7 protein-coding genes are annotated in these 13,745 nt (G+C 54.7%); all 7 read left to right on the top strand.

The window, feature by feature from the left end; translation table 11 throughout:
* Positions 1-13 precede the first annotated feature (13 nt).
* The 7 genes from B1748_RS21850 (at position 14) to B1748_RS21880 (ending at position 13,714) form a co-directional block, all read left to right on the top strand.
* Positions 14-5,182, top strand: coding sequence for a hypothetical protein (locus tag B1748_RS21850; RefSeq protein ID WP_087570072.1), 5,169 nt, complete (start codon positions 14-16; stop codon positions 5,180-5,182).
* A 24-nt stretch (positions 5,183-5,206) separates the two neighbouring features.
* Positions 5,207-6,310, top strand: a complete 1,104-nt coding sequence (locus B1748_RS21855; RefSeq protein ID WP_087570073.1) for a hypothetical protein — start codon at positions 5,207-5,209, stop codon at positions 6,308-6,310.
* A 162-nt stretch (positions 6,311-6,472) separates the two neighbouring features.
* Positions 6,473-8,224: a sensor histidine kinase gene (locus tag B1748_RS21860; protein ID WP_087570133.1), complete on the top strand. Its 1,752-nt coding sequence runs from the start codon at positions 6,473-6,475 to the stop codon at positions 8,222-8,224.
* Between the two features lie 3 nt (positions 8,225-8,227).
* A complete protein-coding gene (locus B1748_RS21865) occupies positions 8,228-9,832 on the top strand; it encodes a helix-turn-helix domain-containing protein (RefSeq protein ID WP_087570074.1) in 1,605 nt (534 codons plus the stop codon).
* 363 nt (positions 9,833-10,195) lie between these two features.
* Positions 10,196-11,128: an ABC transporter permease gene (locus tag B1748_RS21870; protein WP_087570075.1), complete on the top strand. Its 933-nt coding sequence runs from the start codon at positions 10,196-10,198 to the stop codon at positions 11,126-11,128.
* Positions 11,129-11,140: 12 nt separating this feature from the next.
* Positions 11,141-12,079 carry a carbohydrate ABC transporter permease gene (locus B1748_RS21875; RefSeq protein WP_087570076.1) on the top strand — a complete coding sequence of 313 codons (939 nt, stop codon included), beginning with the start codon at positions 11,141-11,143 and terminating at the stop codon, positions 12,077-12,079.
* An 87-nt stretch (positions 12,080-12,166) separates the two neighbouring features.
* Positions 12,167-13,714 carry an ABC transporter substrate-binding protein gene (locus tag B1748_RS21880; RefSeq protein ID WP_087570077.1) on the top strand — a complete coding sequence of 516 codons (1,548 nt, stop codon included), beginning with the start codon at positions 12,167-12,169 and terminating at the stop codon, positions 13,712-13,714.
* The last annotated feature ends 31 nt before the right edge of the window (positions 13,715-13,745 follow it).

The raw sequence follows: 13,745 nt of genomic DNA on the forward strand, positions 1-13,745 counted from the left end.
GGAGGCTGCCCTGATGAACCGTCGTTTGAAAACGGGATTGCTGCTTGTATTAGTCCTTTTGCTTCTTTTTCCCATTCTGCCGGGCTCGAGCTTGCCCGCCGCGCAAGCGGCCGAAGAGATTGGAGACACCGCGTACGCGCTGACGAGCCCGCCCAATGTGGACAGCCTTATTACTAGCGAACCGGACAAGGTGATCGCAGACCACTATTCGCTGTACGCCAAATCCTCGTCGCCGGACTGGCGGGAATTTCTGCACTCCGACTCTGGCAAGCTCCCTCTGCTGCCAGGGAACAGCTATTTGGTTACATTTAAATACAGAATCGCTGAGACTCCGCAGAATTACGCGTATTTTTTTGCATACACGCCTTCAGGCGGCGGTGGGGAATCGTTGGGCTGGGCCGAGCTGGAGGGAGAGCCGGGGGAGGTTCATGAGTATACCGCTACGATCGATCTGACGACAAGCTCCCGTACGGACTACCACCTCGTCTTCGGACTCCGTGGCGGCGGAGCCGTTTCCATCGATGATATCGTAGTAAAGAGAGGCGGCGTGTCCGTCGACAAGGAATCGTTCGAACCGGAGGCTCCGTTGTACCAGACCTATCTATCCGCCCCGTCCTGGCCGGGACATGGCGTCGTGACGGATCTACCGGAGCAGGTTATCGACGGGCTGTACGCGCTGCGGAGCGTTTCGGATCAGGGAGCCGAATGGGTGGAGTTCTTGCATTCCGATCCCGTTCAACTCACGCTGGAAGCTTCGCAAACTTATACGGTTCGCTTTCAGTATCGGGCTCTGCAGCCGCTGGGCGATTATTTATATTTTTTCGCCAAAAGCGATACGGGCGGCGAGCCCGCTTCCGCCTCCAGTTGGCAAACATGGGAGGACGACGCGGCCGAACAAACTTACACGGTAACGAAGCAGTTCCAACTCGGTCCTCATGATGATTACCGCCTGATCTGGGGTATTCGGGGCGGCGGCGCGGTATCCGTGGACAATATTGAGGTGTATAAAGGAGGCGTCGCAGGCAAGCTAGTCTACAAAGAAGGCTTCGAGCCGCTCAAGGCGGGTGATTTCGACGATACGCCCTATCAGTCTCCCTGGGGCGACGGCGGTTTCATCACCGCCAACAAAAGCAAGGTTTTAAACGGGAGCTATTCTGTAACTGCCAAAACAACGACGGGCGTAGAGTGGAACGAGGTGCTGCACTCCGTTCCGTCTGAGCTTCCGCTCGCTGAGCAGGGCGAATATTTTATCGAATTCGATTACCGTATTATTCGTCCATCCCCTCTGACGTCGAAGCCGGCGAATGAAAAGTATTTTTACTTCTTTGCTTATTCGCCGACGGGATCAGCGGGCTGGACGCCGCTGGACGAGGATCGCGACGGCATGCCCGACAACGATGGCACCCTTAAGCTGGAGGGCGCGCCGGGTTACACGTACCACGTCGAGCATAAGTTCAAGCTGGGCAATTACAACGATTACCGACTGGTCTGGGGAATCCGTAATGGCGGCGAAATTTCGATCGATTCCATCAAGCTCTACAAGGATGGCAAGCTGATCTCCCATGAGGATTTCGAGCGCTTATGGACAGGGGATTACAGCGGAACTTATCTGGAGCAGCCGGAAACTGCGGACGAGGGCGGCCGAGTGACGGGAGAGGCGGGGCTGGCCATCTATGGCAGCCGTTCGTTGGCAGCCGACGGGAAAGCAGCCGGACCAGTGGAGATCGCACGAACCGACTCATCGAGGTTTATTTTGCAGGCGGGCGAGAGTTACACGGTTCGGTTTCAATATAAGGTAATCGGTACGGGCGTTGATGTGATGTTCAAAGCATGCGACGGAGCATGTGGTACGGCGGGCGACAGGGGAGCAACGACGGCAACCGCCCCGAGCGGACAGATCTACGCTCATGAATCGACCTTCACGTTGGGCTCCTCCGACGATTACCGGCTCCATTTCTTTGTGGACGGGCAGGGAACCGCTGTCATTGACGATTTGGTTGTCGTGCATGACGGACTGGTCATATACCGTGAGGATTTCGAGCCGCGACCGGCGCGGGATTTCTACAAGGAAACATTACGACTCGACGATGACGGCGCGTTGTCTTATACGATCCGTGAAGCGGAGACGCCGCTCGAGGCCATTCAGGCCGAGGAGTTGTACGGTTCTTCAGCCTTGTCAGGCGCATGGGATGTCCGTCCCTTCGAATGGGCAGCGATGAACCGCACCTTGCACCTGCGCAGCAAGCCGTCCGAGGACTCTACTTTGACGCTGAGCTTCAACGGGACGGGTATCCGGCTCTACGGCATGAAGTTTTCTTGGGTAGGACAGATCGGCTACAGCATCGACAATGGAGCCATTGAGGGCGTCATTGACGGCAATAACGATCTGGTGTTCACTGCTTACGACGAGCTGCTGTCCGTCACCGGCCTGTCCCCGGGCAACCATACGCTGAAGCTGACCTCCCTGAACGACGAGACGGGATATGTGAAACACAACTCCTTCTGGAAATCATGGGATGTATGGCTTGACTACATCGAAGTGATCGACGGCTCAGTCATTGGCCCCGGTCTCGGGGCTCTCGGCGGCAGCGGCTGGACGGAAGTGACGGGCGGCGTTTACCATAACGGCAAGGCGGCGCGGATTTCGCCCGGCGGAGAGCTGCGCGGAACTTTCATCGGAGACAGTTTAGAGGTTTATGCGCTCAAGGAACCGGGCGGCGGAGAAATGACGGTTTATCTGGACGATGTACCCCATACCGTCAGTCTGAATTCGGGTTCCGCTCCTGCATCGGTACAGCAGGTATTCAGTTTCTACAATATTCCGAGGGGCAATAACGAGACAGATTCGCATCATATGTACCGGATCGCGGCAGGCACGTCCACGGCAAATGTGGATTACATCCGGATCGGGCGCAAGGCTTATGCGGATACCGGCAGGCTGACGCTTGATGTACCGTCGTATCCTGCTGGACAACGGCTGGCGGCGGTGGCGGTGCAAGCCGTCGTGCCGGAAGGATCGACGCTGCAAATCCAGGCGCTGGACGCCGGGCAGAACGTGCTAGCTCAAACAGAAGGCTGGCTGCTTGATATGGGAGCGGTCGCTGACGGTGCAGCGAAAAAAGTGGTAATCAGATTGACAGGCGGTACCCGCACGCGCTCTCCGGAAATTCAGGCGGCGTATTTGCTGGCCGGCCGCTCGGTCTCGGATACGTCGGAGCCTGACGAGGTGCTGATCGGGCCCGATACGGGCACGATCAAGGAGACGAAGGAGACGCTGAATAACGGTATCGGCAACTTTGTATGGCTGCCGAAGCGTGGCTATTTGGCCACCAACGGCTGGCAGGGCAACTCGAAAATTGATATTTTGGTGTCCGCGTCGCAGTTGCAGGCAGGCGGCACCGGTTTTATGGTCAGCCAGCGGAGAGGGCTTGGAGACATTGCGCGCCCTGCGAAGGTGACGGAAGGCTGGGTGCAGGACACGACGCCGGATATTTTCACCGAGGAAGAGGTCGGAGTGCTGCAATCCATTGGAGGAAATTACTTTCTGGGGCTGCATGCTGAGGAGATGGACATCTCTATGGTACAAGGAGCGCTGCGGCAGGAGACGCGCGAAGACATGGGCGACCTGTACAACTTCGCCACGGATGCGGCAGGCCGAGCGAAGTATGAAGCGGAAATCGGCCTATATGCCGATCGTTATCAGAGTTGGGGCACCGAGGCGCTGGTCAACAGCGCGCTAACGTACCAGCATGCGACGTATCGGGCCGGAGCCGACTGGGTAATCGGCCAGTTGCAGGAGCATATGGTCAGCGGAGGCGTACAGCTTGCTTATCTGCGAGGGGCCTCGTATCAGTTCGACAAGCCGTTCGGCACATGGCTGTCGCTGTGGTACGACCATAAGGTGCCGACCGAAGACCCGCAAATGATCCAGTATCAGAATCAGTGGGGCATCGGGAACATGAATACCGGCTACAGCGTTAACGAAATGAGGCGTTCGCTGTTCCTTGCCTACTATTCGGGCTCCCGGATGCTGGTTCCGCAGGACGGTATTACAGTATTCACCGACAAAGGCAGGGACGGCGACTGGCAGCCGTCACTGTGGGCGCAGGAGGTCAAGGCGTTCCATGCGTACGCTGACAACCACGAGGCCGGCAACCCGGCGAAGCGTGTTGCCATCATGACCGACCTGAACAACGGCTATACGCCGTCCACGCTGTGGCAGGGCTGGCCAAGCTGGACGAATCCTCCTTACGACAAAGGCAATCCGATCGGTCAGCGTTGGGGCCTGTTGCCTGCCGAGCGGCCGGAGGAGGCGCAGCGTGAGACGATGAAACTGCTGTACCCCGGCTCCGAGAATAGCGGCGGGCTTTTCAAATATCCAGGTGTGTTTACCTCTACGCCATACGGTCCGGTCGATGTGGTGGCATCTGATATTGCGCCGGAGAAGCTGGCCGAATACGACGGCGTAGTGCTGATGGGCAGATTCCAGGGAGATCAAGGGCTGTTCGACAAACTGAAGGACTATGTCGAGGACGGGGGATGGCTGTACGCCAACGCCAGTCAGTTCGCGTCGTACGGCCTGGAGACTGATTTCTGGGGCGGAAGCTATAATACGGCGCTGACGAGCAACTCGTCGGCCACTACAATGCTTGTGAGCGAGCTTTCATCGGTCGTGACGACAGATACGCTGCCGCAAGGACAGAGCTACGCGTATGCATCCATGTCGGTGACCGCACCCTCGGCTGCCGTTATCGCGAAGGCTGCAGGCGGCGATCCCGTCGCCGTCAGGAATATTTACGGCAGCGGCAAGGTGTTCCTGTCGCTGACCGATTACGACCTGAACAGCGACGCATTCCCGGGGGCGACTATGCTGCCGTCGTCCGCCCGCATGATCGGGGCTTTTACGACGCGGCTCAACAGCGCGGAGGTGGTTGTCGGCGGAGCGGAAGGGCTGGAATATTTGCCATTCCGTCAAGCTGACGGCAAGCCGGGCATCTTACTGGTGAATCACCGCAGCGATGTTTCCTTGAGCGTATCGCTGCGCTGGCCGGGTGCGGCCTCGGCCAAAGCGCGCGACATCGTGTCGGAGACCGATTATACGTTGCAGGTGTCGGGAGCGGATCGCTTGCTGCCATCGTTCGCGGTGGCTCCCGGACAGGTTGCGGTGCTGGAACTGGACTGAATCGCGACACTAGGAGGCATATTGATGCAAGAGAAAACATCTGTTATCGTCGTAACCGACATGTATCATCCGGCGCAAGATCCCGGCGACAACTTTGACATTCTGACCGCTTATTCTCTGCCGGAAATTGACCTGTTGGCCGTCATACTGGATGTGACCGAGAAATTCCGTTCGCCCTATGCGAACGACAACAATCCGATGTTTCGCGACATGCGCGGCCTGGGACGTGACCCTGGTATCGTGCCGATGTCGCAGCTCAATTATATTTACAACCGCAAGATACCCTTCGCGCCGGGACCGTTCGTGCCGATGAAGGGACCGGACGATAAGATGGAGAATACGCCGGCTTACGGACAAGGAGGCATCTGTCTGATGTTGGAGACGCTGCGTCGAGCGGCAGGACAGGTAGAGGTTCTGTCCTTCGGCTCGGCCCGCACAATCGCGGCTGCTTACAATCGCGAGCCGGACCTGATGCTGGAGAAGGTGCGTCGGGTGCATCTGTCCGCCGGCTCCTCTGACCCCGGCTTTCTGGAATGGAACGTGCTGCTGGACCCGAATGCGATCAGATGCCTGTTGGACAGCCGGCTGCCCGTCGCGCTGTACCCCTGCGCCACCGGAGATGGACCGTTTGCGTATGGCCGACACAATTCGTTCTGGCTGCTGCCTAATCTTTCCTTCGTACGGGATATGCAACCGCGTCTGCGGCGGTATCTCACTTTTGCTTTCCTGCATGAGAGCCGGATGGACTTTCTACGCGCCGTGGAAGAGGAAGCAACGTCGGAGCAGCTCGCAGAGCTGGACGGCATAAGCCACAATGTATGGGAAACGGCGATCTGGGCCGAGGTATCTGGTCGTGCCCTTGTACGCCGTGCAGACGGTAGCTACCGTCTGCTGCCCCGGACGTTATGTGAGCAGGGCGATACGGTGCTGCCGGGGGAGCTTGTGCCATGTACGGCTATTGTGTATGACAACGGGGCTTATGAAGTAAAGCTGAACGGGAAGGCGCGGGGCAGCCTGCCGCAGCGCTGGTTGTACGAACGCGGCGATCCCCATGAGAACGAAGCAGCGTTGCGCGAGGCGTTGCCTGCATTGTACCGCTCGTTTGATATTTGCTCTCTTAAAGAGTAAACGGTGAAAGCCAAGGCAAGTGTGCCAGAGGAAAAAAGCAGTCCATTTTCTACTGAAGATGGCTGCTTTTTTGTGTTTGCCAGATCTGATGCAACCCTCCGGACAAAGAGGATTATTGGCAAGATTTGTAGAATGATTAGTTATCGCGAGGGGGAAGCCGCTTTGAAATTCGTTTATTCGATTCGAACCATTTTGATTGCGGGTTTTTTGGCGGTCATGCTGCCTACCCTTTTGTTCATGATGATTAATCACTTCTATTCCAGGGATATCGTTCGCGACAAGGTAACGGAGACGTACAGCAATACGCTGGATATCTTCGTCGGGCAGACGGACGACAATTTGGATGAAATTATGAACTACCTTCTTAAGATGTCCATTCTGGACGTGGATGTCGGCATGTTAATGTCGTTCCCGACAAACGACGATATGTATACGCTTACGAAGATTCGGATCGATACCAAGCTGAAGCGGGACGTCGACATCTATAATGTCATTGACAGCGTGTTCTTGTATCACGAACAGGACATTATTATGGGTACGAACAGCGAATACAATAATATGAAGGATATTATACAGACGCATATGGGCGAGCGCACAGCCAGTACGGCATCCATAACGGACGACGTTAGCCGGAGATGGGAGGTTCGGTTCGATCAGAGAATGCCGGGGGGATTTTTCCTGCTGAATAGCATTGAGGTCAATGCCGGACTTCATGTCGGAGCGCTGATTCGCTTGAAGGACATTAACGAAAGTCTCCTCACCCAATGGAGCGACGGTGTCATTGGCGATACGGGGATATGGCTGCGGGAAGAAGATCGTCTCAAAAAACGGCTTACGGAAAATGAACCTCCTGTAGATGCCGGGGCTACACGGATTACGAATGTTTCCTACCAGACGCTGAGCAGTAGCGATAACGGAAAGTCCTATCTCGTCATGAACCGGCCCAGCCGGGTTGTTCCCGTCGCTTATCAAGTGATTGTTCCCGAGCAGGCGCTGCTGAAGGAACTGAGCTTTTTCCGCAATGTCGCGTTATTCGCTCCGATTGGTCTGGTTCTGATTTTGTCCCTGTATTTGATTTTCATCCGCAAAATGTTGTTTAAGCCGCTTCAGGAGCTGATCTTCGGTATGCGGAAAATCTCGCTGGGCATGCTGGATGTCCGTCTCAAGCGGGGCAAGACGATCGAATTCGAGTTTCTGGGCGAAACCTTTAACAAGATGGCGGAGCAGATCAAGACGCTTAAGATCGACGTGTACGAGGAGCAGCTCCGCGTCAAACAGGGGGAGCTGCGGCAGCTCCAAAGCCAGATAAACCCGCATTTTTATATGAACAGCTTGAATATTATTTATAACCTGGCCGCTCTTAACGATACGGAATCCGTAAAAAAGATGTCGCTTCACCTGGCCGACTACTTCCGATTTATTATGCGCAGCAACTCGGACACCATTACGATCCGGGAGGAGCTGTCGCATATCGGCAACTATATTACGATTCAGCAGATCCGATTTCCCGATAAGCTGGCCTGCGCCATTAAAGCGGATGAAGAAGTAACCAAACTGCCGATTCCGGCGCTAACGCTGCAGCCTTTCGTAGAGAATGCGATCATACATGGCTTCAAGAACAGGCGGAAAACCTTCCATATTTCGATTACCGCGGCAATAGGCGAGAGAGAGGGCCAACCCGCATTGACGCTGACGGTTGCCGATAACGGTACGGGGTACGATGAGGCGGTGTTAGAACAGCTCCGGCAGAAACGGTATGTGCCTCAAGGCGATTCCGGGGGACTTGGCATTATGAATGTGATCGACCGATTGTCGATTCTGTACGGAGACCGCTGTTCAATCGAATTCGGCAATAGCGCTGACGGAGGTGCCGTGGTCACGATCAGCATTCCGTTGCAAGGGGGAGGAGCTTAAACGATGTATAATTTGTTGGTCGTGGATGACGAGGATATAGCGATTCGCGGGATCCGCCATGGAATCGACTGGAGCGATACGGAAATCGCGGAGCTCTTTGTCGCATATGACGCGGAAGAAGCCAAAGAGATGATGCAGGAGCATCGGATCGATATCTTGTTATCGGACATCGATATGCCCGGCGACAACGGCATTGAATTGCTTCGATGGGTAAATGGGAATAAGCCGGATACCGTGACGTTGTTCCTGACAGGCCATGCGGATTTTGTTTATGCTCAGCAAGCGGTGCATCTCGACTGCTTCGATTATTTGCTCAAACCGATTGATCATGCCCAGTTAAAACAATGTATCGCGGCCGCCGCGATGAAGGTAAAGGAGCAGCGCCAGCTCGTCGAGATCAAGGATACGTTCGCGATGGTATCCGAGCAGTGGAGACAGCAGCGGCCCGCCATGGTCGAGCGGTTCTGGCAGGATTATCTGCATGATCGCGTATCGACCCATCCAAGCAGGCTGGAGCCGATTTTGGGGACCTACGACATCCCGCTGCAAGGAGACAGTCTCATCCGTATGATCGTCGTCAGCATCGAGCAATGGCGAGAGGAATGGTCGGCGAGAGACGAAGCGATTATGACTTATGCGGTCAAGAAGGCAGCCGAAGAGCTGCTGCTCGAGGGGCGTGCCGGGACCGTCGTGCAGGAACCGAACGGCATGCTCTACGTCATCGACTACCACCCTCATCCCGAAGAAGAATCCGGGCTGGAGTCGCGTTGTCTGCATCTGATCCAGCAATGCCGCACGCTGCTGCATTGTCAGCTGTCTTGTTACGCCGGCTCGCCGGTCTTGCTGCAGGAAGCGAGGGCGGAAGCGCAGAGGCTGCTGGAGCAGGAGAAAAACAATGTCAGCCAAGGCGGCACCGTATGGCTCCATGCCGAACCGGGCAAAAGCAAAAGCAATCACACCGCGTATGAATTCCCGTTTGCGGATTGGAGTTCCTTGCTTTCGCTTGGCAAACGAACGGAGCTTGCGTACCGAGTGGACGAATGTTTCGACCGGCTGCTGGAGCGCAAGGCGAACTATACGGAACTTGCTTCGTATTATTTTGGCTTTATGCATATGCTGTTCGGCTGGTTAAACGAGAGAACGTTGCAGGCATCCGACGTATACCCGGCGAACGAGTGGGAGGACGGCGCGGCCGCGCTGAAGTCGTTGTCCAAGCTGCGGGCTTGGACCCACCGGATCTGCATGATGACGGCTGACTATTCGTCGAAGAACGGCAAGGTGGTATCCAGCGCCGTGGAGAAGGTCCAACAACATATGAAGGAGCATCTCCACGAGGATTTTAGCCGTGAGCAGGCAGCTGAGCTTGTTTATCTGAATCCTGCTTATCTCTCCCGGCTGTTCCGCAAGGAAACGGGACTGACGTTAACCGACTATCTGGCGGAGCTCAGAATGACCAAGGCGAAGACGGAGCTGGCGAATACGAACAACCGGATCAGCGATATCGCCGTATCGGTCGGATATTCCAACTTCTCGCATTTCTCCCAGGCCTACAAACGCGTCACGGGACTTACCCCGCAAGAATACAGGAAAAAGTTTCAAAACATCTAAATCCAATTAATAGGAAGCGGACTTTTTAAACAACCATTATAGTAAAAGTTCAAAAAGTTCGGTTCTCAGTACCGAGAAGATTGGATGAAGCTAGAACCTGAGGAGCGGAGCGTAGTGGAAGCTACGTGAGCACCTGCAATGTTTCCGGAGGAAACATACTTCGAAAGCATACGCTTAGTTTCGCTTGCGTTCCATATTCGATGTCGAGTATGCTTCTTGGCCTACTTCGTGATGAAAATCGGACTTTTTGAACAACCTTATTAGTCACAGCGCCGACAATGCGGTCATTACGCCGACAGATGTCGGCGTTTTTTTTATTTAAACTAAAGAAGTAGCAAGCGAGAAACAGGAGGAGGGAAGGCGATGGACATTCTTTACGGCAAATTTCAGAGGAGCGTCTTCCGCAAATACTGGATGTTCTATCTGATGATGCTGCCCGGAATCGCCATATTGGTCGTCAATAACTACATTCCGATGTTCGGCATTCTGATCGCGTTCAAGAACATCAATTACACCGACGGCATTCTTGGAAGCCCATGGACGGGCTTGCGGAACTTCGAATATTTGTTCAAAACGAAGGATGCCTGGATCATTACGAGAAACACGCTGCTCTATAATGGAAGCTTCATCGTGCTGAATCTGATCGTGCCGCTCGCGTTCGCCCTGATGCTGAACGAGATGAGAAGCCGTTTTCTGGCGAAGCTGCATCAAACCATCATGTTCCTGCCTTACTTCCTGTCGATGGTCGTGGTCAGTTATCTGGCTTTCGCCTTTATGAGCGACGAACATGGATTTCTGAATACGACGCTTCTGCCGATGCTGGGACTGGACGAGGTGAAGTGGTATTTCACCAAGGAGGTGTGGCCGTACGTATTGCCGCTGGTCAACACGTGGAAGTGGGTCGGCTATTACACAGTTATCTACATGGCCGCGATCATTGGCATAGATGAGGAATATTACGAAGCCGCTACCATCGACGGAGCCAGCAAGTGGAAGCAAATGACGCGAATCACGATCCCGCTTATTACGCCGGTCATCGTCATCATGACGCTGCTTCAGATCGGCCGAATCTTCAACGCCGACTTCGGTCTCTTCTTCCAGGTGCCAAGAGAATCCGGCGTATTGTTCCCGGTGACGAACGTCATCGATACCTATGTCTATCGAACATTCCTGACCGTTGGCGATATCGGACTGTCTTCGGCAGCGGGGCTGCTGCAATCGGTCGTCGGCTTCACGCTCGTGTTTCTGTCCAACTGGATCGTCCGGCGAATCAATAAGGATAACGCGTTATTTTAGGAGGTGGTCGGCATGGAGTCAATAGTAGCGGAGAAAGCGCCAAGCGCATCCAATCCCCAAAACAAGTTATCGTTGCCGGCTTCGGCGGGCATCCATCTCTTCTTCATTCTTTATTCCCTGTTTTGCATCATCCCGGTCATTCTGATCATTATGGTATCCATCAGCGATGAGTCGACCGTTGTTCGCGAAGGATACCAATTCTTCCCGTCGAAGTTCGACATGGGCGCCTATGAGTTCCTGTTCAAGGATGCCAGGCAAATAATTCGCTCATACGGCATCTCCATCTTCGTGACGGTCTTCGGCACATTATCAAGCTTAATCATTATGGCTCTGTACGCATACCCCATCTCCCGGAGCGACTTTCCGCATGCGAAGCCCTTTACCTTCTTCGTTTTCTTCACTATGTTGTTCGGCGGCGGTCTTGTTCCGTGGTACCTTGTCTACGTGCAAATGCTGGAGCTGAAAGACAACATTATGGCGCTTATTATGCCCCTTGTCATCTCGGCCTTTTTCGTCCTGATCATGCGAACCTTCTTTATCACAACCATCCCGTCAGCGGTGCTGGAATCGGCCAAGATCGACGGCGCCGGCGAGCTGACCATCTTCATGAGAATCGTGTTGCCGTTATCGCTGCCCGTGCTGGCCACCGTGGCCTTGTTCCAGACGTTGACGTATTGGAACGACTGGTTTCTCAGCCTGGTGTTCATTACAAAGGATGCCAATATTACCGTGCAGTATCTCATGTACAAAACGATGCTGAACATTCAATTCCTTGCGAACAACAGTACAGCGGCTGCGGCGATTCAAGCGGCGGGCGGGACGTTCCGGTTTCCGAGCGAAACGGTGCGGATGGCCATGGTCATCATCGGCGTCGGCCCTATTATTTTCGCTTACCCGTTCTTCCAAAAGTACTTTGTGAAAGGGCTGACGGTCGGCGCGGTCAAGGGATAATCCCGCAGTTATGTCGTATAGCATTGGCTTGAGCTAGCTGACGCTAGTTAAGCATAAATTCATTATTTCATTCGGGAGGTCATAACCATGACAAAGAAAAGTCGAGGAAAATGGGTATCGCTGCTCTTGCTCTCCATGATAACGGCATTAATCGTATCGGCATGCTCGGGCAATAGCGGCAGCGGCAAGGAGCCGGCAGCGACGAAGAAACCGGAGCAGAGCGCGTCGACCGGAGGCGATGCAACCGAGGCGCCGGACGAGCTGAAGCCGCACAAATTGACGCTGGTCTACCCGGGTACGCCGCAGACGGACGAAGCCGTCGTGGAGGAGGCGCTGAACAAGCTGCTGACGGCAAAGATTAACGCCACAATCGACCTCATGCCGATCGACTGGGGCGCATGGGACGACAAAGTCAATCTGATGATCGCGGGCCGCGACGTCATCGACATCTATTTCACCGCGCAATGGAACGGTCACGCGAACAACGTTTCCAAAGGCGCGTTCATTCCGCTTAATGATCTCATCGATCAATATGGCCAAGGGATCAAGGAAACGCTGGATCCCGCTTTCCTGGAAGGAGCCAAAATCAACGGCAAAAACTACGGCGTCCCCACCAATAAGGAGCTGGCTTCCGCCGGAGGCATCGTCTACCGCAAAGACGTGACCGACGAACTTGGCATCGACATGAGCGCCGTCAAGGAGCCCAAGGATCTCGACGCGGTATACGCGATCGTAAAGGAGAAACGTCCCGACCTTGTGCCGCTGTATACGACCGGCGCGGTCTTTAATGCCCACTACTTCGGAAACTATGACTTCTTGGGCGATTCTACCATCCCGGGAGCGCTTCTAAAGGATGAGAGCGGCACGACAGTAGCCCCGGTCGAAGATTCGGCAAGGTATCTGGAATATCTGGCGCTGGCTCGCGATTTCTATGTGAAAGGTTACATTAACAGCGACGCCGCGACGACGCAGGTTGCATCCGCGGATGCCTGGAATGCGGGCAAAGTATTCTCCACGGTAGAGCCGATGAAACCGGGCAAGGATGCGGAAATTGCCAGTGCTGCAGGGATTCCGGGAAAAACGGCGCAAATCATCATGACATCGAAGACGGTCGCAACTTCCGAGACGGCAGGCTCCATGCTGGGAATTTCCTCGACGTCGACGAATCCGGAGCGGGCCATGATGTTGATCAACCTGCTGCATACGGACAAAGAAATCAATAACCTTCTGAACTTTGGCATCGAAGGCGTCCATTATACGAAGAACGGCGAAATCATTTCGCCAACGGGTAAAACGGTCGATTATTCCCCGGGCTCCGCGTGGATGTTCGGCAGCCAATTCCTCAACTACGTATGGGATACCGAAGCCCCCGACAAGTGGGAGCAATTCAAAGCGTTCAACGAAGGAGCGATCTCCTCGCCCGCGCTCGGCTTCGTCTTCGACAGCGAGCCGGTCAAATCCGAAGTCGGCGCCCTTGCGAACGTTATCCGCCAGTTCCAGAAAGCCGTAGAGACGGGCTCCGTCGAACCGGAGCAAGGATTAAAGGAATATCGTCAAGCGCTCAAGGATGCCGGCATCGACAAGGTCGTAGCCGAGAAGCAGAAGCAATTCGACGACTTCCTGGCGAGCAAGTAATAGAGGTGGAATCGTAAAACCTTGATCTCGG

The organism is Paenibacillus sp. MY03, assembly GCF_002165585.1.
Classification (GTDB): Bacteria; Bacillota; Bacilli; order Paenibacillales; family Paenibacillaceae; genus Pristimantibacillus; species Pristimantibacillus agaridevorans.

Bases quoted from the DNA above. Each gene is read 5' to 3' on its own strand.
- B1748_RS21850 (WP_087570072.1), top strand. From the start codon at position 14: ATGAACCGTCGTTTGAAAACGGGATTGCTGCTTGTATTAGTCCTTTTG.
- B1748_RS21855 (WP_087570073.1), top strand. From the start codon at position 5,207: ATGCAAGAGAAAACATCTGTTATCGTCGTAACCGACATGTATCATCCG.
- B1748_RS21865 (WP_087570074.1), top strand. From the start codon at position 8,228: ATGTATAATTTGTTGGTCGTGGATGACGAGGATATAGCGATTCGCGGG.
- B1748_RS21870 (WP_087570075.1), top strand. From the start codon at position 10,196: ATGGACATTCTTTACGGCAAATTTCAGAGGAGCGTCTTCCGCAAATAC.
- B1748_RS21875 (WP_087570076.1), top strand. From the start codon at position 11,141: ATGGAGTCAATAGTAGCGGAGAAAGCGCCAAGCGCATCCAATCCCCAA.
- B1748_RS21880 (WP_087570077.1), top strand. From the start codon at position 12,167: ATGACAAAGAAAAGTCGAGGAAAATGGGTATCGCTGCTCTTGCTCTCC.